Here is a 21,662-nt window from a genome sequence, read left to right as displayed (position 1 = left end):
CCACTGATAGGCATGGTTATATTTAATTTCAGAATACCTCGCTAGCTGACCATACTCACCGCTCATTTGCGTAGTCGGAAAACCCTGTATGACGCTCAACACCCCATTCACCGGACGACTGGCCGGCTGGGGCCTGCTGGTGGTGCTCGGCCTCAACCTGCGGCCGATCCTCAGTTCCATCAGCCCGCTGCTCGGCGAGATTCGCCAGGCCACCGGCCTGAGTTTTCAGAGCAGCGCCCTGCTCACCAGCCTGCCGGTGGTGTGCATGGGCCTGGTGGCGCTGGTGGGCGTGCGTGTGGAAGCGCGGCTGGGCGAACGGCGCGGGATTGCCCTGGGCCTGATGATGATTCTGCTGGCGTGCCTGGCGCGCTGGCTGCTGGGCCAGGCGTCGGCGCTGCTGGTGACCGCGTTGCTTGGCGGCGCGGGCGTGGCGCTGATCCAGGCGCTGGTGCCGGCGATGATCAAGCGCGAATTTCATCACCGCGTACCGGTGGCGATGGGCGTGTATTCGGCCTCGCTGATGGCCGGCGGCGGGCTGGCGGCGCTGCTCAGCCCAGTGGTGGCCACGCATTTCCAGCAATGGCAGGCGGGGTTGGGGGTGTGGCTGTTGCCGGCGCTGGGCGCCTTATTACTGTGGGCATGGCTGCCGCTGGGCGCCGCCCGCAACACACAGGTCGCCCCCGCGTTCAAAGGCCTGCGCAATCGCCGTGCGTGGTTGCTGGCGCTGTATTTCGGCCTGGTCAATTGCGGCTACATGAGCATGGTGGCGTGGCTGCCGGCCTACTATCAGCAACTGGGTTGGGGCGTGCTGCCCAGCGGCTCGCTGCTGGCGTTCATGACCATCTTCCAGGTGCTCGCCGCGCTGCTGATGCCGGTGCTGGCGCAACGCGGCATCGACCGTCGCCCGCTGCTGGGCATCAGCCTGTTGGCGCAGACCATCGGCTACCTCGGCCTGATCATCGCCCCACAGGAATTTCCCCATGTGTGGGTGGCCTTGTGCGGCTTCGGCCTGGGCGCGTGCTTCGCCCTGAGCCTGCTGCTGACCCTGGACCATCACCGCGACCCACGCCAGGCCGGCCAACTGGCCGCCTTCGTACAAGGCGTGGGCTTTTTGATCAACGCGGTTTCGCCCTGGCTGACCGGCTGGCTGCGCGAACTCACCGGCCACTTCGTCAGCGCCTGGATCGTACTGACGGTGACCGTGGTGGCGATGCTGTTGGTGACGCGGGTGTTCAGCCCGGCCACCTACCGCACCGGGCTAGAAGTCGTAGCGCCCGGTCACGCCTAGGGTGCGCGGAGCGCCCAGCAGGCCTTCGTAACCGCCGTTGCCGCCGGTCCACAGGGTGGTGTAATAGGTCTTGTCGAAGGCGTTTTTCAGCCACAACGACACGTCCCACTGGCCCTGCTCGTAGTTGCCGCGCAGGCCGGTGGAAAGGTTGACCAACGCATAGGCGGGGATCTGCCCGAAGTCGGAATCTTCCACGGTACCCACCGCCTTGGAGCGGAAGGCATAACTGGCGGTGACGTAGGGTTCAAAGCCGTTATCCAGGTTCCACTTGTACTCGCCGTTGGCATTGGCGATCCATTTCGACGCGCCCACCACCTGATGCCCGGTGAGGTCACAGGAGGCCGGTGCACCCGGGCGCAGGCTGACTTCCGGCGGGCATGGCGCGTCCTTGTACGACAGGTAGCTCACATCGTTGAACGAGCCGTTGAGGTTCAGCGTCAGGCCCTTGATCGGCACCAGCGTACTTTCCACTTCCACACCGCGTGAGCGTACGGAGCCGGCGTTGGTCAGGTACTGCACGCGGTTGTCCTGATCGTAGGCATTGGTCTGGTAGCCGTTGACCTGGGTCCAGAACAGGTTGGCATTGAGCTGCAGGCGTCGGTCCCACAGCGTGCTCTTGAAACCCAGCTCGGCGTTGTTGGCGCGCTCGGTGCCGATCAACAGCGAGTCGGCCCCCGCCGTTGGTGCCGAGCCCACCGCCAGGTTGACGCCGCCGGACTTCTCGCCGTGGGACAGCGTCGCGTAGCCCAGCAGGTTGTCGTTGAAGTGATAACTGAGGTTGAGCAGCCCCGACGGTGTCGCGCTGTACTGCGTCAGGTCCCCCGAGTCATACGCGCCGGTGCGCCCGCGCCGCGCCGTGGCAGCAGCGCCAGCGACCGCAGCGCCACCCAGCGGTGCATTGCGGGTCACCCAGGCACTTTTTTCTTCGTAGGTGCCGCGCAGGCCGGCGGTGAAATCCAGGCGCTCAGTCAGGTGCCAGGTGCCTTGGGCGAACAACGCAAAACTGTCGGTGCGGATATGCCCGTTGCCCACGCTGCTGACATTGTTCAACGCACCGGTCGGCGTGCCGTTCCAGATGTCCGCCTTGGGTCCGTAATAGGCGAAGGACTTGTTGTCCAGGTCGGAGCCGAAATAGTAAGCGCCGAGCACGTAGTCGAAGAACCCACCCTGGGGTGAGGCCAGGCGGAATTCCTGGGACCACTGTTTGTCTTCCACCGAGACCCCGGCGTTATACGAGGCCGGCACGTTAAGCCCATCATCGTTGCGCGGGGTGAAGTTCCACCAGCGGTAAGAGCTGACCGACGTCAGGGTGAAGTCGCTCGGCAAGGTCCAGTTGGCCTCCAGTGACGTTCCGCCCTGGAACACCGTGACGTGTTGATCATTGTCCAAATTGACCTTGCGGTGAGTACCGTCGACCAGCGTCGCACCCGCTGCGTTGGCCCTGGACTGGTAGAGGTTGGTGCCGTTGATGGTTGGCCCGGTGCTGTAGAGCACGCGGGTACCGGCGCTGGAATCCTCCTCGTTGTAGTCACCGATCCAGCGCAAGTTGAATGCCTCATTGGGCTTGTACAGCAGTTGTCCGCGAAAGCCCTGGCGCGAACCGCCATTGAGGTCATGGCCGTCGTGCTCGTTCTTGATGTCGCCGTCATTGCGCGTGCGATAGGCCGAAAAGCGCCCGGCCAGTTCATCGGTCAGCGGCCCGGAAATCGTGCCCTTGGTCTGGAAATAACCGTCCTCGCCCAGCGAGGTTTCGATGCTGCGCTCCGGGGTGAAACTGGGCGCGCGGGTGCTGATATTGATCACCCCCGCCGTGGTGTTCTTGCCAAACAAAGTGCCCTGCGGGCCGCGCAGCACTTCAAGCTGTTCGATGTCCATGAGGTCGAACACCGCCATGCCGGGACGGCCTAGGTAAACGTTGTCGATGTACAGCCCCACGCTGCCTTCCAGGCCATCGCTGGCCGGGTTGTTACCCAGGCCGCGAATCGACACGCTGGACTGGCGTGCATGCATATAGGCGACGTTGACGCTGGGCACCAGTTGCTGCAAATCCTGAATCCGGTACACCCGCTGGCTCTCCAGCGCCTGGCCGCCAACCACGCTCATGGGCGTCGGTACCGCCTGGGCGCTTTCAGTGCGCCGCCGTGCGGTAACCGTGACGGTTTCCAGCTGGCCACTGGCGCTTTCGCCCGCAGGTGCCGGCTCGGCCGCATGGCTGGGCGTCCAACTGGCGCTGCCGGCGAGCAACATGGCCAGGGGCAGGCGCTTGAGCGTCCGGGGAGAGCAAGGTACAGCGGGCTTGAACAGACTCATGAGCGGCTCCGAAACCCCGAAATATCCAACCACCGATATTCCTTTAGGTTATTTATTTATGTTTTTACGAACATTTACTGCATAAGAGATAGCCTTTATAAGGAGTCGACCTAATGCATAGCCAATGCATTTCCCGGATATTTTTGATGTGAAAAATGCATATCGATCTGCGCCAACTTCGCCACTTCATCGCCCTCGCCGAACAACGCAGTTTTGTCGCGGCGGCGTTGACGGTGAACCTGTCGCAATCGGCCTTCAGCCGCAGCATCCAGGCCCTGGAACACAGCGCCGGGTGCCAGTTGGTGGACCGCGGCCGCAAAGACCTGGCGCCGACCAAACAGGGCCAGGTGCTGCTCGAACATGCACGGCGCCTGGTCAGCGGGGCGCAGCAACTGGCGAACGAAATCAGCCAGTTCAACGGCCTTGAAGCGGGAGAGCTGCGCTTTGGCTGCGGCCCGGCGCCGGCGGGCGGTTTGATCCCCCGCGCCATCGGCAGTTTTATCGGGCGCTACCCCAAGGCTCGCGTGCAGTTCCAGGTAGACGACTGGGAAAGCCTGAGCAAACGCCTGCTCAGCGAAGAGTTCGAATTCTTCGTCGCCGACACCCGCCACTTCGAAGCCAACCCCGACTATCACACCCATCGCCTGCGCCCACGCCGCTGGTACTTCTGCTGCCGCATCGGCCACCCCCTCGCCGCCCGCCACAGCGTCAGCGCCGCCGAACTGATGAGCTATCCCCTGGCCGTCACCATCCGCCCGCCGAACCTGCGCAAAGTCATCGTCGACCTCAGCGGCCGGCCCGATTACCTGCCCAACGTCGAATGCGAAAACGGCTACGGCCTGCTAGGAGTGGTACTGCGCTCGGACGCCATCGGCATCGTCAGCGCCAACAGCGACGTACTGCAAATGGCCCGAGGCGAATTGGTGTGCTTGAAGATCGACGGCCTGGATGAAAACCTGGAGGAGCGTTACACCCGCTACGGCATCGTCAGCCGAGCGGGGTATCGATTGTCGCCGCTGGCGGAGGCGATGATTGAGCAGATCAAGGAGATTGATGAGCAGGATGAAGACCTGTGTACGCTGGAGAATGTCGCTGTGTGAACCGGCGCTATCGGGGGCAAGCCCCCTCCCACATTTGAAATGCATTTCAAGTGTGGGAGGGGGCTTGCCCCCGATGGCGCCGGTATCAACACCCATGCATTTGCTGCATCAACCCCAGTCCCCAAATGCACTTGCCAGCGCCCATCCGAACGGCGAAAACCGTCACCTGTCCTCCGTTCGGTGAAGCCTCATGTCCAAATCCCAACCTGTGCGCAATGTGCTGTACATCATGTGCGATCAACTACGCCGCGATTACCTGTCGTGCTATGGCCATGCGCATCTGCACACCCCCAACATCGACCGCCTCGCCGCTGCCGGCGTGCGTTTCAGCCGTGCCTATACCCAAGGCACCATCTGCGGGCCGTCGAGGATGTCGGCGTACACCGGGCGTTATGTCAGTAGCCATCAGGTGGCGTGGAATGCCGTGCCGCTGCCGCTGGAAGAGCTGACCATCGGCGACTACCTGCGCCCCCACGGCATCCGCACCGCACTGGTCGGCAAGACCCACGCCACGCCGAATCTGGATGCCCTGCAACGCTTGAACATCGACCCTGACAGCGCCCAGGCCGAGCCGCTGAATGAAGTGGGCTTCGACACCTACTTCCGTCACGATGGCATCTACCCCGACAGCCCGCTGTTCGCGGATAAACGCGAGTCGGCGCCCTACACCCACTACCTGCGCGAGCAGGGCTACGGCGGCAGCAACCCGTGGCATGAATGGGCCAATGCCGCGCAGGGTGAAAACGGTGAAGTGCTCAGCGGCTGGCACATGCGCAACGCCGGATTGCCGGCGCGGGTAGCCGAGCAGCATTCGGAGACGGTCTACACCACCGACCGCGCCATCGACTTTATCCAGGAGCAGGCCGAGCAACCCTGGTGCCTGCACCTGTCCTACATCAAGCCGCACTGGCCCTACATCGCACCGGCGCCGTATCACGCGTTGTATGGCGCCGAGCATATCCAGGCGCCAATTCAACCGGGCCAGACCAGCGATCACCCGGTGTACCAGGCGTTTCGTCAGCACCAGGAGAGCCTGAATTTTTCTCGCGACGAGGTGCGGCTCACGGTGGTGCCCACCTATATGGGGCTGATCAAACAGATCGACGACCAGCTCGGGCGGCTGTTTGATTTCCTGCAAAGCAATGGGCGCTGGGATGACACGCTGATTGTGTTCACCAGCGACCACGGCGACTTCCTGGGCGATCACTTCCTCGGCGAGAAAGAGTTCCTGCTGGAGCCTGCGGTGGGCATCCCGTTGATCGTGCGTGACCCGCGCGCCAGTGCCGATATCAGCCGCGGCACGGTGGACGAACGCCTGGTGGAGACCATCGACGCGCTGCCGACCTTCCTTGACGCCCTGGGCCTGCCCGCTGCCGATCACCGCCTGGAAGGCCGTTCGCTGATTCCGCTGCTGCAGGGTGAAGCGATACCTTGGCGTGACTATGCAATTGCCGAATACGACTACGCCTTCCAGGCCCCGGCCCGCGAGCGCCTGGGCCAGGCGATCGACCGTTGCCGCATGACCATGGTGTGCAGCGAACGCTGGAAATACCTGGCGTACGACGGCTTCCGCCCGCAGCTGTTCGACTTGCAAAACGACCCGCAGGAACTGCACGACCTCGGCGCCGACCCGGCGTATGCCCAAGTGCGCGAGACACACTTGGATTATCTGTTCGACTGGCTGCGCGGGCTGAAGCGGCGCACGACCATCAGCCACACGGAGATTGAAGTACGTGGGCAGTGGTTTCGCTATGGGGAGCCGGAGGCGGAGAAGGTCGTGCAGATCGGCGTCTGGTAGAACGACACAGGTCTAAATGTGGGAGGGGGCTTGCTCCCGATAGCGGTGGGTCAGTCACAGGTGCAGTGGCTAACACTCCGCAATCGGGAGCAAGCCCCCTCCCACATTTGAACCTGTGTGGGGTTAAAGGCCCTTTGTCGTTTGGCTGCGCTGGCCCTGCACACCCACCGGCACATCACCCTTGAGCGTCACCCGGCGCACGATACGTTCCTGGGTGCCGTAGTCGTCCACCGCGTAATGCTGGGTGGCGCGGTTGTCCCAGATCGCCACGTCGCCGCTGTTCCAGCGCCAGCGCACGGTGTTTTCCAGGCGGGTGACGTGGCTTTGCAGCAGGTTGAACAGTTGCGTCGAGTCGGCCTGGGAGTAGCCCTTGAGGCGTTTGACAAAATGCCCCAGCAGCAGGGTTTTCTCGCCGCTGACCGGATGCACGCGCACCACCGGATGCTCGGTTTCATACACCGTCGAGGTGAACACCTTGCGGTATTCCTCAAGTTTTTCCACCGCCACATCCGGCTTGCGCGCGGCGTAGTCGTATTCGTTGCTGTGGATGGCCCACAGGTTGTCCGCCAGGGCGCGCAGTTCGACGCTGAGGTCGTTGTAGGCTGTCGCCGTGTTGGCCCAGACGGTATCGCCACCGGAGCTCGGCGCCAGCACCGAACGCAGGATCGAGGCCTTGGGGTAGGCATCGACAAAGGTCACGTCGGTGTGCCACGAGTTGGCGCGCTGTCCGCGGGTGCCGTCCAGTTCCATCAGAAAGCGCGTGCCGTCGCGCACCGGCACGGTCGGGTGCGCAATCGGCTCGCCGAGCAGGTGGGCGAAGGCTTCCTGGCTCTGGTCATCGAGGTGGGTCTGCTCGCGAAAGAAGATCACCTTGTACCGCACCAGCGCCTGCTGGATGGCGTCGACCGTGGCGGCATCGAGGTGACCGGACAGTTTGATGCCACGGATCTCGGCGCCAATGCGGCCGGCGACCGGATGAATCTCCAGTGCCTGGGCGATGGGTTGAACAGCTAATGCGGCGTTGCTCATTGTGATGACCCTCGTGTGCCTGCGGATGGTGGAACGTTCGCCGACAACGCTCTATTCATATGCATTTTGGATCTAGCAAATGAAGTAATGCTTCGTTGACGGAATAAGAGCTTGCATTTAAAACCTCAGCTGCGTCGCTCGCAAATGCCTTCGACCTATTTTTCAAATGCCGGGAATGCATATGGATCTTCGTCAACTGCGCTACTTCATTGCCCTTAACGAACACCGCAGTTTTGTGCGCGCGGCGGACGCCATGGGCATCACGCAACCGGCATTCAGCCGCAGCATTCAGGGGCTGGAACAGGAGTTCGGCTGTGTGCTGATCGACCGTGGCCACAAGGACCTGCGCCCGACGCCGGAAGGCCAGGTGGTGCTGCAACACGCCCTCACGCTGGTGCATGGCGCCGCCTTGCTGAGCAGTGAAGTCACGCGCATGACCAAGCTCGACGCCGGCGACCTGCGCTTCGGTTGCGGCCCGGCGCCGGCGGTGAAGCTGGTGCCGGATGCAGTGGCGCGGTTTATCGGCGCGCACCCGAAAATCCGCACCCGTTTCCAGGTGGATAACTGGGAAACACTCAGCCGCGCATTGAGCCGCGAGGAGATCGAATTCTTCATTGCCGACATCCGTCAGTTCGAAGCCGACCCAAACTTCCAGACCCGTGCGCTGACGCCCAAGCGCGGCGTGTTTTTCTGCCGCCCCGGGCACCCGTTGCTGGCCAAGGACAGCCTGTCGACCAATGACATGTTCGACTACCCACTGGCCGCTCCGCTGATCTCCCAGGGCATCCGCAAATTGCTGGCGAACCTGAGCGGGCGCATGGACTTTTCACCCAGCATCCAGACCGAGCACTTCCCGGCGCTGGTAAAGATTGTGCTGCAGTCCAATGCCATCGGCGTGGGCACCGAGGAAGCGTTCGCCGAGGACATCGCCCGAGGGGCGCTGGTGCTGCTGCACTGGCGCAACTTGCCGCAGAACATGGAGACCCTGAGTGCGCGCTGCGGGATTGTCAGCCGTACCGGGTCGCGCTTGTCGCCGGCGGCCAAAGCAATGATTGAGACCTTGCTGGAAGTGGATCAGCAGGAGGTGAGTGTGGCGGTTTGAAGGGCCTCATCGGGGGCAAGCCCCCTCCCACATTTTGAATGTATTCACAGATCAACTGTGGGAGGGGGCTTGCTCCCGATGCGATATCCCAGACACCGCAATGCTCAAAGCCCCGCCGCCACCAACCCAGGCGCCACCCATTCACTCACCTGGAACGACCGGCGAATCAGCTTCTCCTGGGAAGCCAGGTCCACCGCGTCCTGCAATTTGCCAAGGAACACGGGATCAAGGGTCGCCGGGAAAATCGCGCTGAGCTGCTGGTCTTTCAAATCATTGGTCAGGATCACCGGCGGGTAACTGGCCAGCCCCGACACCAGTTCGATGTAGGCCTGCTTGTTGTTGTCATCGGTCAACCACTGCACCGCCTGCTGCTGGGCCTTGAGCAGCTTGGCCACCGCGTCGGGATGCTCGTCGACAAATTGTTTGCTGCCCACCAGCACCGCCTGGATGCTACCGGCGCCGCCAAGGTCTTTGGTGGTGAGGGCTATTTCGGCCAGCCCCTTGGCTTGCAGCGCGGTCAGGTTCGAGCCGCCCCAGGTCGCGTCGATCTGCTTGGCGGCCAGCGCCGCACCGGCCGCGTTGAAGTCCAGGTTGATGACTTTCAGGTCTTTCTCATTCAAGCCCTGGCTGGCCAATGCGCTGTCGAACGATAGCTGGCTGGCCGTGCCGCGAAACACCGCGACGCGCTTGCCCTTGAGGTCTTGCAGGGTCTTGATGCCCGAACCCGGCACCACGCCGAGGTACTGCTTGATGTCCCGCGCCGTTGCGCTGAGCAAGCGGGTGTCCAGGCCATTGGAACGGCCGATGATGGCCGCCAGGTCGCCCAGGTAGGCGAGGTCCACCTGGCCATTGGCGAAGGCTTCGTTGATCACCGGGCCCGCGCCCTTGAAGTAATTCCACTGGATCTTGATGCCTTGGTCGGCGAAGGCCTTTTCGAAGATCTGCTGCTCGCGCAACACATCGGTGATGCCACCGCCACTGTGTTGGGTGCCGGCGCTGAGGTCGGGCACGGCAATGCGGATCTCCTTGAGCTCGGCGGCATGCACCAGGCCCGCCAGCGCGGTGCCTGCGAACAGCGTGATCAGACGTTTGAAGGGCAGTTTCATAAGCGCAGCTCCTGGTGGGCGACGGTCGCCTGGGGAGCTGAAAGTAGGCATAGCTCGATGAAAACTTTAAATACTATAAATTCACAATTTAATAGCTTTTTGAACTATGCGGGCCAAACCGCAGGCTGCAGCGGACTATGCATAAACAGCATCGAAAATATTCTTCGAATGCATTGGATGCGTGCCGGGCGCGGGCTTTAAATGGCTTCTCTTATCCCCCAATCATCTTGATTACGTTTTTATAAGATCGAAATCACATAACGAAACGGAGGTCGTCAATGGCCCGAACCGCACGGTTGAGCCTGCCTCTTGCCACGCCCACGCTGCGCTGGCCGTCGCTCAGCCCTTGGCTGTTGCCGCTGACGCTGTTCGCCCTGTGGTGGCTGGCCAGCCGAAATCACTGGATGAGCGAGCAGATCCTGCCGCCGCCGTCACTGGTGTGGAGCAGCGCGGCGGAACTGGCGGGCGGCGAGTTATGGAGCCATTTGGCGATCAGCCTGCAACGCTTGTGCTGGGGCTTGCTGGCGGGCATCAGCGCCGGGGCCTTGCTCGGTGCCTGGCTGGGCTTCAGCGCGCGCGCCGAGCGCCTGGTGTTTCCCACCTTCAGCGCGTTGTCGCAGGTGCCGACCCTGGCGTGGATCCCGCTGTTCATGGTGTTTTTCGGCATCGGCGAGACGCTGAAACTGGTGGTGCTGGTCAAGGCGATTGTGGTGCCGGTGACCCTGCATACGCTGGTCGGCGTGCGCGATGCCCAGCCCCAGTTGCGTGAAGCCGCACGTGTGCTGCGCCTGCCCACCCCTCTGTTGATCCGCCGGCTGATTCTGCCGGCGGCGCTGCCGGCGTTCATGGCCGGTGTACGCCTGGCCCTGGCGGCCGGTTGGACGTCGCTGCTGGCGGTGGAGCTGCTGGCTTCCAGCGAAGGCATCGGCTACCTGATGGTGTGGGCACGCCAGTTGTTCATGCTCGACATCGTCTTTGTGTGCATCGTGGTCATCGGTGTATTGGGCGTGGTGATGGACCGTGGCGTCGGCTGGCTGGACCGCCACTGGGTGCACTGGCCGCACCCAGCCACGGCGCAGATCCGGCGCGGCCCGCGTTACCAAGGCTGGCAACGCCTGCAGCCGTGGCTGCTGCCGCTGTTGTTGCTGGCGCTGTGGCAGGTGGCCGCGCAGCAGGGCTGGGTCGACGCGAATATCCTGGTCAGCCCATGGACCGTGCTGCACACCACCGTCAGCGGCGTGGTGGATGGCACGTTGTCGGGCGCGCTGGGCAAAAGCCTTGGGCGCACGTTGGGCGGCTTGATCCTGGGCGGCAGCCTGGGGTTTGCGGTGGGCTTGTGGCTGGGCTTGTCGGCGCGCAGCGAGCGAGTGCTCGGCCCTACCCTCGCCGCGTTGCGCCAGATCGCCATTTTCGCCTGGGTGCCGCTGCTCACGGCCTGGTTTGGCCTGGGGGAACTGGCCAAGTGGGTGTTTATCGGCCTGGCGGCGTTCTTCCCCTTGTTTATCGCCACCCAACGCAGCGTGTTGAACCTGTCACCCCAACTGAGCGAAGCCGCGCAGGTGCTGCGCCTGGACCTGTTCCAACGGCTGCGCCGGCTGATTTTGCCCGGCGCAGCGGCGGGCATTTTCGCCGGCCTGCGCCTGAGCCTGATCTACGCCTGGCTGGGCACCATCGGCGCGGAATACTTCATGCCGTCCAACGGCGGCATCGGCAGCCTGATGATCGGCGCCCAACAACTGTTGCGCATGGACCTGATCATGAGCGGCATGCTGCTGGTGGGCCTCACCGGCGCCACCCTCAACCTTATCGGCCAACGCCTTGAAACCCGCGCAACGCGCTGGAGACACGCATGAACGCACCGATTGTCAGCTTCAACCATGTGGGCAAGTCTTTCGATGTGGACGGCTTCGAATTGGAAGCCATCCGCGAGTTCAACCTGGCGATTGCCGAAGGCGAGTTTGTGGCGATTGTCGGCTCCAGCGGTTGCGGCAAATCCACCCTGCTGCGTTTGCTGGTGGGGCTGGACACGCAGTTTCGCGGCGAGATCCAGGTTGACGGTAAACCCGTGAACGGCATCGGTGGCGAACGCGGCATTGTGTTCCAGGAACACCGCTTGTTCCCTTGGCTGACGGTGGCGCAGAACATCGGCCTGGGCCTGGTCAATGAGCCGTTGAGCGAGGCCGAGCGCAACCGACGCATCAGCGACTTCATCGAATTGGTGGGCCTGACCGACTTCACCCGCGCCTATCCTCACCAGCTGTCCGGCGGCATGGCGCAGCGAGTGGCGATCGCTCGTGGCTTGGTGGCCAGCCCACGGATTCTGCTGTTGGACGAACCCTTCGGCGCGCTGGATGCGTTGACTCGCCAGCAGATGCAGGACGAACTCCTGGCGATTCGCGCCCGCGCCAGCATCACCACGGTACTGGTGACCCACGATGTGGAAGAAGCGATTTTCCTCGCCGACCGTGTGGTGGTGATGGAGCCCCGGCCAGGGCGGATCAAGCAGGTCGTGCAAATCGACCTGGCCCATCCGCGCCAGCGCAGCAGCTTTGAGTTTCACCAACTGCGCGAAGAGCTGCTGCATGAGCTGACCAGCGACGATCACTACCAGCCGCCGCCGCGCGAACAGATCCGCGACCTGCCGCTGGCGTTCATCGCTTGCTGAAAGCGAGTTCGTTGCGTGGCTGATCCTGGGGTTCCAACCGATTGGCCCGGGCAAACGTGCCCAAGTCATTGAAGCGCACGCCCATCTCGGCCATGACCTTGTGCGCCACCTTGGCGGTCATCTGGCGGATGTAGAACGGCTCCTTCACCACAAAATGGTGAATGCCGTGGGTGCTGCCGAAATTGAAGCAGAACGCCTGCAACGGCCACATCCACCAGGGGTTGAGCACCTGGGTCTGCTGGATCACATTGCCCAGCTCCACGTCGCCGTAGTAATGCATGTTGGAGCTGACAAAGTGCAGGCAGAAGGTGCGCAGCACGTTGGGGCCGATGATCACCACGGCAGCGATGTCGATGACCTGCATCACCTGCAGCGTGCCGGCTGACCAGGCGATGGGCGCGCCCATCAGGCTGGCGATGCCGTTGGCGGCATGAAAGCCCAGGAACACATACCAGGCGCCCCAATGCAGCAGCGCCAGCGGTGCGTACACCCGCAGCACGCGCTTGAAGATGCTGAACCGGTGCGGCCAGGTCTTGGCGCGCAGCAGGCGGATCAGCGCCGACATCATGTTGTCGCCCACCATCAGCAACCGCGCGATGCCCCACGGCTCGCCGTTGGTGATTGCACGCTCTTCCATGTCGGCCTCGGTGCCGGACACCTTGTGATGGTTGAGGTGCAGGTGGCGGCGAATCCACGGGTTGATGGTGCTCGGCCGCGCCAGCCAGACCAGGCCCATCATCAGGTTGTGCGGCACGCGCTGCTTGCGAAAGTACATGCTGTGGATCAGGTCATGTTCCAGCTCATGGGTGAGTGAAGCGAAGAAGGCATTGAGCAACAGGCACACCCACCAGGCCATCTGACCGTTGATATAGAGCGCCGCCGAACCCAGCATGCCGGCCAGCGCAAACGCCAGAATGCCCGCGCCCAGCGCGTCCTGGTGCAGCAGCCAGGGGTGCCGCTGACGCAAGCGTGCGCCCTCGGCCAGCACGACTTCACGGATATGCGCCGAACGCTGTTGCGCGTTCATCTGCTGGGGGCTTGCAGAAATACCGTCCATGCTTTCATTCTCTTGTGCAGTGATGCCCGCATCTTGCGCCCAACCCTGGCGCAGCACGCTAGCTCCGCACGCCAACCTGTTGACCGCAAGCGCCAATCGCCATGACCGAACCCACGTCTCTCGCCAGCTGGACCCGCGCCCTGCGCAAGCAACTCGATGCCCTGGGCCTCGACAGCGCCGCGCTATGCCTGGAAGCCGGGCTCGACCCGCTGTTGATGGACGACCCGAATGCGCGCTATCCGTTGTCGGCCACCACGCGCCTGTGGGAACTGGCGGTGCAGGCCAGTGGCGATCCGGCGATTGGCTTGCGGGTGTCGAGGTTTGTCAGCCCCACCACCTTTCATGCGCTGGGCTACGCCCTGGTGGCCAGCGGCAGCCTGCGCGAGGTGTTCGAGCGGATCGTGCGCTATCACCAGGTGGTCAGTGATGCGCTGAGCCTGGAGCTGAGCCGTCAGGGCGACTGCTACTGGTTTCGCCTGCTGCAACCGGAAGGCAGCCCGGCGCCGGCGCTGGAAGCCATCGATGCGTTTGCGGCGATCTACGTGCGCACCTGCCGCAATCGCCTGGGGCGCGACTACGCACCGCTGGCGGTCTACCTGCGGCGCCCGGAACCGGCCGACCCCGCGCCATGGCACACGGTGTTTCGCTCACCGGTGTTCTTTGGCGCCGAGGAAGACCGCCTGGAGTTCGCCGCCCACGACTTCGACAGCCACCTGGACGACGCCAACCCGGAGTTGGCCGAACACAATGAAACCGTGCTCAAGCGCACCCTGGCCCAACTGCAACCGCTGACCTGGGAGCGCAAGGTGCGCGCCACCATCGAGGCGCAACTGCCCGACGGCGAACCCAGCGCGGAGCGTGTCGCCCAGGCCTTGCATCTGAGCTTGCGCAGCTTGCAGCGGCACCTGGCGGACGAAGGCTGCCGGTTTGATGCGTTGCTCAACGAATGCCGGCAGAACCTGGCGTTGTTGCACTTGCGCGATGCGCAGTGTTCATTGGCCGAGATCAGCCATTTGCTGGGGTTTGCCGATACCAGCAGCTTCAATCGGGCGTTCAAGCGCTGGACGGGGATTACGCCGGGGCAGTTCAGGGATGGGTTGCGGTAGGCAGGTGTGGGGTGGGTTTGAGGGCCTCATCGGGGGCAAGCCCCCTCCCACATTTGGAATGCGTTCACCTGTGGGAGGGGGCTTGCTCCCGATAGCGATTGCCCAGGCCCTCACCGCCCCCGATCACGCCGCAACACCTTCCTCACCCGCGCCACCAATGCCTTGGCGTCAAACGGCTTGAGCAAGTAATCATCTTCATGCAGTTCCAGCCCGCGCAGACGATCTTCAATGCCATTGGGCGTGGTCAGAAACAACAACGGCGTTTCACCGCGCTGGCGAATTTCCTGCTGCAACTTCCAGGCATTCAGGCCCGGTAGCATCACATCCAGGATCACCAAGTCGTACACAGTGCTTTCCACAAAGCGCAGCGCCGCCATGCCGTTGGCCGCGACTTCCACCGAAAAACCGGCCTCGCTCAGGCCCTGGGCCATACGTTGCGCCAGTTGCGGCTGGTCTTCCACTAACAACACGTGCATGCCTTTCCTCTGGGTTTGATTACAAACCTGTCATCAAATTGTGCGGCTTTTGACCACGTCCACTGGCTACCTTGACGGCCTGCCTTCTGGAGCTTTCACCATGTATCGCACTGCTGTGTTTTTAAGCCTCGCCGTGGCGACTGCCGCCCAGGCGACGCCCCAACTGCCACGCCACGCCGAGCTGGACTTACGCACCGCGCGCCAATTGGCCGATGCCAGTCTGGCGCACTGCAACGCCGCGCTGACCGTGCTCGACCGCGGCGGCAACCTGTTGCTGGCCCTGCGCGCCGATGGCGTAGGCCCGCATAACAGCCTCGCCAGCCAGCGCAAAGCGTACACCGCGTTGTCGACCAAAACCCCAACCCGGTTGTTCGCCGAGCGTGCGCGCAACAACCCCGAAGCCGCCAACCTTAACAGCTTGCCCGAATTGCTGTTGCTCGGCGGTGGCGTGCCGCTGTTTGCCGACGCCGAACTGGTCGGCGCGCTGGGCATCGCCGGTGCCGGTGGCGCACCGCAGGATGAAGCCTGCGCCGTACAAGCCGCCGAGCAATTGGGCTTGAAAATCACCCCTTGAACCGTGTCAAAAAGGACTTCTCGATGAAAACCCTAAGCATGACCCTCGCCGCCCTGAGCCTCAGCGGCCTGTGCAATCTGGCCCTGGCCGCCGGCAACCCGCTGAGCGTGCACGTGCTCAACCTGGAAAACGGCCTGCCGAGCGCCGGCGTCAACGTCACCCTGGAAGAACACGTGGGCGACCAGTGGAAGTCGCTGTCCCAGGGCGTCACCAACCAGCAGGGGCGCATCGCCGAGCTGTTTCCCGCTGACCGCAGCATGAAGCCGGGCGAGTACCGCGTGGTGTTCAAGACCGGTGACTATTACAAGCAAGCCAACCGCGAAACCTTCTTCCCTGAAGTGCCGGTGATTTTCCAGGTCAAGCAGGCCGACCAGCATTACCACATCCCGCTGCTGCTCAGCCCTTACGGCTTCTCCACCTATCGCGGTTCATAGGCCCGCCGCCCGCCGCAAGCCATTGAGGTCGAGGATCTCAATGGCGCCGTAGCTCAGGCCGATAATGCCCTGCTGCTCCAGCGCCTTGAGCAGGCTGTTGATGGTCTGGCGCGACAGGCCCAGCATCGCCGCCAGGTCTTCCTGAGGCAGCTGCAACACCCGCCGGGCCTGCTCGACCTCGCCGTAACCCTCAGCGATCATCAGCAGCCGATGGGCCAGCCGCGCCGAGGCTGGCATCAGGCTCATCTGCTCGATATTGATCAACGACAGGCGCAGTTTGTGGCTCATCAACAGGGCCACCTCGCGCCAATACGCCGGCTGCTGCTCAAGCATGCCGAGCATCGCCGCCTGCGGTACCTGCAACAGGGTGCAAGGCCCCATGGCGAGGGCATCGTGGGTGCGCGGCAGGTTGTCGAACAGGCAGATCTCACCGAACCAGTAAGGCGTTTCAACCAGGCTCAGCACCGCTTCCTTGCCCTGTGCATTCACCGCGCTGATGCGCACCGCCCCCTCCAGCACCGCATACAGGCCACACGGCGGATCGCCGCGCTTGAACAGCAACTGCCCCGCCGTCAGCGAGCGCAACCGCGCCGCCGCCAGCAGGCGACGCTGCAGGTCTGCGGGCAGGTGGCGGAACCAGTGGCCGCTGGCTAGCTGCGCGTGCCATTTCGCTGTGTCCATGGGAACTCCGTAGATTGTCGCCCAGTTGACAGTTCAGCACCGACTGACAGGGCATGATCAAACATCCTACAGGAGGAACAAAAATGAAAAGCCTCGTCGATCACCTCAGTCAGTACGCCGCCTATCACCGCGACCCGCGCAATATCGCCAGTCATTTCATCGGTATTCCGTTGATTGTGGTGGCGGTCGCCGTGCTGCTGTCGCGCCCCGAGTGGTCGGTGGGTGGGCTGTGGCTATCACCGGCGGTGCTGCTGGCGCTGTTTTCGGCGTGGTTTTACCTGCGCCTGGAACGGGCCCTGGGTGGGTTGATGACGCTGCTGATGGGGTTGTCGGTGTGGGCCGGGCACGCGCTGGCGGCGCAGAGCACAACGGTGTGGTTGAGCAGCGGCGTGGGCCTGTTCGTGGTGGGCTGGGTGATCCAGTTTGTCGGGCATTACTACGAAGGCCGCAAGCCGGCGTTTGTGGATGATGTGTCGGGGCTGATCGTGGGGCCGTTGTTTGTGGTGGCGGAGTTGGCGTTTCTGCTGGGGTTGCGACAGGGCCTGAAACAGCAGATCGAACAGCGCTCGGGGCCGGTGGCGCGCCGGGATCTCAAGCCAAGTGAGGTCTAACTGTGGGAGGGGGCTTGCTCCCGATAGCGGTGTGTCAGTGACAAATATTCTGGCTGACCCACCGCTATCGGGAGCAAGCCCCCTCCCACATTGTCCCCGTTTTCACATGTGGTTCCGGGGGTGTGCTCAGGCCTTTTGCCAGACCTTGGGTTTGAAGAACAGGGTTTCGCCGCGGGCCAGGCCGGTGAGGCTGTCGTGGTCTTTTACCACTTCGGCTTCGATCAGCTCGGGTTGGCCTTCGACCTTCAGGGTCACTCGCGTGGTGGCGCCCAGTGGCCGGATGTCTCGCACTTCGGCGGCGTGGTGGTCTTCAAGCTCATGCCGCGACAACGACACTTCATGGGGGCGGAACAGCAGGTGTTTGTCTTCGCCCAAGTGCAGGCGGTTCGAGTCGCCCAGGAAGTGGTACACAAAATCGCTGGCCGGGTTTTCGTAGACGTCGCCCGGTGAGCCGATCTGCTCGATCACGCCCTTGTTCATCACCACGATACGGTCGGCGACTTCCATGGCCTCTTCCTGGTCGTGGGTCACGAACACCGAGGTCAGGTTGATGTCTTCGTGCAAGCGCGCCAGCCAGCGGCGCAGCTCCTTGCGCACCTTGGCGTCGAGGGCGCCGAAGGGTTCGTCCAGCAGCAGCACTTTAGGCTCCACCGCCAAGGCGCGGGCCAGGGCGATGCGTTGGCGCTGGCCGCCGGAAAGTTGTTCCGGGTAGCGATCAGACAGCCAATCGAGTTGCACCATGTTCAGCAGTTCGTGAACCTTGCTCGCGATCTGGCTTTCGGTGGGGCGTTGGTTCTTGGGCTTCATGCGCAGGCCGAAGGCGACGTTGTCGAACACGGTCATGTGGCGGAACAGCGCGTAGTGCTGGAACACAAAGCCCACGTTGCGATCGCGCACATCGTGGCCGGAGACGTCCTCGCCGTGGAACACGATGCTGCCGGCATCCGGGGTTTCCAGGCCTGCGATGATGCGCAGCAAGGTGGTCTTGCCGCAGCCGGACGGGCCGAGCAACGCCACCAGCTCGCCACTCTGGATATCCAGGTTGATGCTGTCCAGGGCCTTGAAGGCGTTGAAGTTCTTGCTGACATTACGGACTTCGATCGACATGACTTATTCCTCACCGGCGCTGTTGCGCAGGCGGTTGATTCGGTTCTCGCTCCACTGCTTGAGCAGCAGGATGAAGAGCGCCAGGATCAGCAACAGGCTGGCCACCGCGAAGGCGGCGACGTGGTTGTATTCGTTGTAAAGAATCTCGACGTGCAGCGGCAGCGTGTTGGTCACGCCACGGATGTGGCCGGACACCACCGACACCGCGCCGAACTCACCCATGGCCCGCGCGGTACACAGCACCACGCCATAGATCAGCCCCCACTTGATGTTCGGTACGGTGACATGCCAGAACATCTGCCAGCCGTTGGCACCGAGCAGGCGCGCCGCTTCCTCTTCCTGAGTGCCCTGCTCCTGCATCAGCGGGATCAGCTCACGGGCCACGAACGGCACGGTGACGAAGATGGTCGCCAGCACGATACCGGGCAAGGCGAACACGATCTGGATGTCATGCTCCTGCAACCACGGCCCGAAAAAGCCCTGGGCGCCGAACATCAGCACGTACACCAGGCCGGCGATCACGGGCGAGACCGAGAACGGCAGGTCGATCAGCGTCACCAGAATGCTTTTGCCACGGAACGAATACTTGCTCACGCACCATGCAGCGCTGACGCCGAACACCAGGTTGAGCGGCACCGAAATCACCACGGCGATCACCGTGAGTTTCAGCGCCGACAGGGCGTCCGGTTCAAGGATCGCGGTGAAGAATGCGCCGAGGCCGTTCTTCAAGCCCTGCGACACCACGATCAACAGCGGCAGCAGCAGGAACAGTGCGAACACCAGCCAGCCAAGGCCGATCAGGATGCGTCGCGAGGTGGCACTGCCACGCCGAGCGGCGTTGGCCGAGGACGCGGCGGAAATAGACGATTGGGACATGTTCCGCGCCTCCTTATGGACGTTCGATGCGCCGCTGCAGCAAGTTGATCAGCAGCAGCAGGACAAAGGAAACCACCAGCATCAGCACACCAATGGAGGTGGCGCCGCGGTAGTCGTACTGGTCGAGCTTGACCATGATCAGCAACGGCAGAATCTCGGTTTTCATCGGCATGTTGCCGGCGATGAAAATCACCGAACCGTACTCACCCACGCCACGGGCGAAGGCCAGCGCGAAACCGGTCAGCCAGGCGGGCAGCAGCGCCGGCACGAGGATATGACGGAACACCTGCAGCGGCTTGGCGCCCAGGCAGGCGGCGGCCTCTTCGACTTCGCGGGGGATGTCGGCAAGCACCGGCTGCACCGTGCGCACGACGAAGGGCAAGGTGACAAAGGTCAGCGCCAGAGTGATGCCCAGCGGGGTGTAGGCGATCTTGAACCCCAGGTCGGCGGCAAACTGGCCAACCAGCCCGTTGGGCGCATACAGCGCGGTCAAGGCGATACCGGCCACGGCGGTGGGCAAGGCGAACGGCAGGTCGATCATCGCATCGATGATCTTGCGTCCGGGAAAGGTGTAGCGCACCAGCACCCAGGCCAGCAGGGTGCCGATCACACCGTTGATCAGCGCGGCGTACAACGCGGTGCTGAAGCTTAGCTTCAACGCGGCCAGCACGCGGGGCGCGGAAATGATGTTCCAGAACTGATCCCAGGTGAGTTGAGCGGCGTGTACGAACATCGCCGCCAGCGGGATGAGTACGATCAGGCTGAGGTACACCACGGTGTAGCCCAGCGTCAGCCCGAAGCCGGGTATGACGGGGGAAATACGACGCGACATAAGAGTCCTTGGTTAGCGGAACGGATATGCAAAACCCGCAAATGAATGCGGGCTCTCCTGACCACTGTAGGAGCGAGCTTGCTCGCGAAGATCGTCAACGATAACGCGGGCGGTCTGTTTGCACGCGGTGCCTTGAAGTTTTTCGCGAGCAAGCTCGCTCCTACAGTGATCGGTGTTGTTACTGCGCCGTGTAGATCTGGTCGAACACGCCACCGTCGTTGAAGAATTTCGGTTGGGCAGTTTTCCAGCCGCCGAAGTCTTTGTCGATAGTCACCAGGTCCAGTTTAGGGAACTGCTGGGCGTATTTGGCGGCGACTTTCTCATCGCGTGGACGGTAGAAGTTTTTCGCCGCAATCTCCTGGCCAGCCGGGCTGTACAGGTGCTTGAGGTATTCGGTGGCGATCTCGGTATTGCCCTTTTTCTCGGCGTTCTTGTCGACCACGGCCACCGGCGGCTCCGCGAGGATCGACAGGGACGGCACGACGATATCGAACTTGTCGGCGCCGCCGTCTTCCTTGAGCGCCAGGAACGCTTCGTTTTCCCAGGCCAGCAGCACATCGCCCTGACCGTTGTTGACGAAGGTGATGGTGGAGCCGCGCGCGCCGGTGTCGAGAATCGGCACGTGCTTGAACAGCTCCTTGACGTATTCCTGGGCCTTGGCTTCGCTGCCGCCGGTCTTCAGGCCGTAGGCCCAGGCGGCGAGGAAGTTCCAGCGTGCACCACCGGAGGTTTTCGGGTTCGGCGTGATCACCGAAACGTCTTTCTTGATCAAGTCGCCCCAGTCCTTGATGCCTTTGGGGTTGCCCTTGCGCACCAGAAACACGATGGTCGAGGTGTACGGGGTGCTGGCATCCGGCAGGCGGGTTTGCCAGTTTTCCGGCAGGGTCTTGCCCAGCTTGGCGATTTCGTCGATGTCACCGGCCAGGGCCAGGGTCACCACGTCGGCGCGCAGGCCGTCGATCACGGCGCGACCTTGTTTGCCCGAACCACCGTGGGATTGCTGGATCTTGACGTTGTCGCCCGGGTGGGACTGTTTCCAGAAGCTGGTGAACTCAGCGTTGTAGTCCTGGTACAGCTCGCGGGTCGGGTCGTACGAGACGTTGAGCAACTCGTAGTCCTTGGCAACGGCGGAACCGGCAAACACGGCACTGGCCAATGCGGCCAAGGCATAACGGCGAATCGACGACATAGAAGCTCCTGAAATTCTTAGGTGTTGGCTTTTCTTATAATTGCGGGTCTATCGCCGTTCCTGCTTAGTTCGGTTTGTTACCCGGGTTCTGCAGACGGAATTTTTCCTTGCGTTCGATCTGTACCACTTGAGCGTTGTGCACAGTGATTTCCACCGCGCCAAACCGCAGATCGCGCAAGGCGCTCTGGATCTCACGCAAAATGGCTGCTTCGTCCTGGCCGTCGACGCTACGTAGAGATGCGCTCATGGTCTCGCTCCTGAAATGAATAGTGCCTGGCAGTGGCGGCACTGCTTGCGGCGTGAGGGCGATAGTAGATAAGC

At 62.8% G+C, this 21,662-nt stretch carries 21 protein-coding genes; 10 read left to right on the top strand and 11 right to left on the bottom strand.

Features of this window, described 5'->3' with window-relative positions:
* Positions 1-88 precede the first annotated feature (88 nt).
* Positions 89-1,288, top strand: coding sequence for a CynX/NimT family MFS transporter (locus QF045_RS04095; protein ID WP_306491150.1), 1,200 nt, complete (start codon positions 89-91; stop codon positions 1,286-1,288).
* On the opposite strand, the gene QF045_RS04090 is transcribed toward QF045_RS04095, so the two are convergent.
* On the bottom strand, positions 1,259-3,598 hold the full coding sequence (locus tag QF045_RS04090; protein ID WP_306491149.1) for a TonB-dependent receptor: 2,340 nt from the start codon (positions 3,596-3,598) through the stop codon (positions 1,259-1,261). The two genes, QF045_RS04095 and QF045_RS04090, sit on opposite strands and share 30 nt — an antisense overlap.
* A 155-nt stretch (positions 3,599-3,753) precedes the next feature.
* On the opposite strand from QF045_RS04090, the gene QF045_RS04085 reads away from it, so the two are divergent.
* Together QF045_RS04085 and QF045_RS04080 are read left to right on the top strand one after the other, a co-directional pair.
* Positions 3,754-4,698, top strand: coding sequence for a LysR family transcriptional regulator (locus QF045_RS04085; RefSeq protein WP_306491148.1), 945 nt, complete (start codon positions 3,754-3,756; stop codon positions 4,696-4,698).
* A gap of 190 nt (positions 4,699-4,888) precedes the next feature.
* Positions 4,889-6,496, top strand: a complete 1,608-nt coding sequence (locus tag QF045_RS04080; RefSeq protein ID WP_306491147.1) for an alkaline phosphatase family protein — start codon at positions 4,889-4,891, stop codon at positions 6,494-6,496.
* Between the two features lie 123 nt (positions 6,497-6,619).
* On the opposite strand, the gene QF045_RS04075 is transcribed toward QF045_RS04080, so the two are convergent.
* Positions 6,620-7,525, bottom strand: coding sequence for a TauD/TfdA family dioxygenase (locus QF045_RS04075; RefSeq protein WP_306491146.1), 906 nt, complete (start codon positions 7,523-7,525; stop codon positions 6,620-6,622).
* A 181-nt stretch (positions 7,526-7,706) separates the two neighbouring features.
* Here QF045_RS04075 and QF045_RS04070 point away from each other — a divergent pair, with 181 nt between their 5' ends.
* Positions 7,707-8,627: a LysR family transcriptional regulator gene (locus QF045_RS04070; protein ID WP_306491145.1), complete on the top strand. Its 921-nt coding sequence runs from the start codon at positions 7,707-7,709 to the stop codon at positions 8,625-8,627.
* A 104-nt stretch (positions 8,628-8,731) separates the two neighbouring features.
* On the opposite strand, the gene QF045_RS04065 is transcribed toward QF045_RS04070, so the two are convergent.
* On the bottom strand, positions 8,732-9,733 hold the full coding sequence (locus QF045_RS04065; protein ID WP_306491144.1) for an ABC transporter substrate-binding protein: 1,002 nt from the start codon (positions 9,731-9,733) through the stop codon (positions 8,732-8,734).
* A gap of 278 nt (positions 9,734-10,011) precedes the next feature.
* Between QF045_RS04065 and QF045_RS04060 the strand changes: the two genes are divergently transcribed.
* Positions 10,012-11,586, top strand: coding sequence for an ABC transporter permease (locus QF045_RS04060; RefSeq protein ID WP_306491143.1), 1,575 nt, complete (start codon positions 10,012-10,014; stop codon positions 11,584-11,586).
* A complete protein-coding gene (locus QF045_RS04055; protein WP_306491142.1) occupies positions 11,583-12,398 on the top strand; it encodes an ABC transporter ATP-binding protein in 816 nt (271 codons plus the stop codon). Before QF045_RS04060 ends, QF045_RS04055 begins: the two co-directional genes overlap by 4 nt.
* On the opposite strand, the gene QF045_RS04050 is transcribed toward QF045_RS04055, so the two are convergent.
* A complete protein-coding gene (locus tag QF045_RS04050; protein ID WP_306494850.1) occupies positions 12,385-13,455 on the bottom strand; it encodes a fatty acid desaturase in 1,071 nt (356 codons plus the stop codon). The two genes, QF045_RS04055 and QF045_RS04050, sit on opposite strands and share 14 nt — an antisense overlap.
* A 101-nt stretch (positions 13,456-13,556) precedes the next feature.
* Between QF045_RS04050 and QF045_RS04045 the strand changes: the two genes are divergently transcribed.
* Entirely contained in the window at positions 13,557-14,561 is a 1,005-nt protein-coding gene (locus tag QF045_RS04045; protein ID WP_306491141.1) for an AraC family transcriptional regulator, read from the top strand.
* A gap of 110 nt (positions 14,562-14,671) precedes the next feature.
* On the opposite strand, the gene QF045_RS04040 is transcribed toward QF045_RS04045, so the two are convergent.
* A complete protein-coding gene (locus QF045_RS04040; RefSeq protein WP_306491140.1) occupies positions 14,672-15,037 on the bottom strand; it encodes a response regulator transcription factor in 366 nt (121 codons plus the stop codon).
* Between the two features lie 100 nt (positions 15,038-15,137).
* Here QF045_RS04040 and QF045_RS04035 point away from each other — a divergent pair, with 100 nt between their 5' ends.
* Both QF045_RS04035 and uraH read left to right on the top strand, forming a co-directional pair.
* A complete protein-coding gene (locus tag QF045_RS04035) occupies positions 15,138-15,611 on the top strand; it encodes a heme-binding protein (protein WP_306491139.1) in 474 nt (157 codons plus the stop codon).
* A gap of 23 nt (positions 15,612-15,634) precedes the next feature.
* Complete coding sequence (gene uraH / locus QF045_RS04030) at positions 15,635-16,045, top strand: hydroxyisourate hydrolase (protein ID WP_306491138.1); 411 nt, start codon at positions 15,635-15,637, stop codon at positions 16,043-16,045.
* On the opposite strand, the gene QF045_RS04025 is transcribed toward uraH, so the two are convergent.
* Entirely contained in the window at positions 16,040-16,726 is a 687-nt protein-coding gene (locus QF045_RS04025; RefSeq protein WP_306491137.1) for a Crp/Fnr family transcriptional regulator, read from the bottom strand. The two genes, uraH and QF045_RS04025, sit on opposite strands and share 6 nt — an antisense overlap.
* Before the next feature lie 83 nt (positions 16,727-16,809).
* On the opposite strand from QF045_RS04025, the gene QF045_RS04020 reads away from it, so the two are divergent.
* Positions 16,810-17,337 (top strand): DUF962 domain-containing protein, encoded by a 528-nt coding sequence (locus QF045_RS04020; protein ID WP_306491136.1) that lies wholly within the window; start codon positions 16,810-16,812, stop codon positions 17,335-17,337.
* Between the two features lie 126 nt (positions 17,338-17,463).
* Here QF045_RS04020 and QF045_RS04015 read toward each other — a convergent pair whose 3' ends face one another.
* From QF045_RS04015 to oscA, 5 genes are all read right to left on the bottom strand, one after another.
* Positions 17,464-18,444: a sulfate/molybdate ABC transporter ATP-binding protein gene (locus tag QF045_RS04015; protein ID WP_065949978.1), complete on the bottom strand. Its 981-nt coding sequence runs from the start codon at positions 18,442-18,444 to the stop codon at positions 17,464-17,466.
* A gap of 3 nt (positions 18,445-18,447) precedes the next feature.
* On the bottom strand, positions 18,448-19,320 hold the full coding sequence (cysW, locus tag QF045_RS04010; protein WP_101219760.1) for a sulfate ABC transporter permease subunit CysW: 873 nt from the start codon (positions 19,318-19,320) through the stop codon (positions 18,448-18,450).
* Positions 19,321-19,333: 13 nt separating this feature from the next.
* A complete protein-coding gene (gene cysT, locus QF045_RS04005) occupies positions 19,334-20,152 on the bottom strand; it encodes a sulfate ABC transporter permease subunit CysT (RefSeq protein WP_065949976.1) in 819 nt (272 codons plus the stop codon).
* Between the two features lie 178 nt (positions 20,153-20,330).
* The gene (locus QF045_RS04000) at positions 20,331-21,341 is read right to left on the bottom strand and encodes a sulfate ABC transporter substrate-binding protein (RefSeq protein WP_124384594.1); all 1,011 of its coding nucleotides are present in this window, start codon (positions 21,339-21,341) and stop codon (positions 20,331-20,333) included.
* A 64-nt stretch (positions 21,342-21,405) separates the two neighbouring features.
* Positions 21,406-21,588, bottom strand: a complete 183-nt coding sequence (gene oscA, locus QF045_RS03995; protein WP_060755534.1) for a sulfur starvation response protein OscA — start codon at positions 21,586-21,588, stop codon at positions 21,406-21,408.
* Between the last annotated feature and the right edge of the window lie 74 nt (positions 21,589-21,662).

This window comes from Pseudomonas sp. W4I3, from assembly GCF_030816195.1.
In the GTDB taxonomy this organism is placed as follows: Bacteria; Pseudomonadota; Gammaproteobacteria; order Pseudomonadales; family Pseudomonadaceae; genus Aquipseudomonas.
The sequence above is the reverse complement of the archived record's forward strand: the minus strand, read 5'-3'. Positions and strand labels throughout refer to the sequence as shown.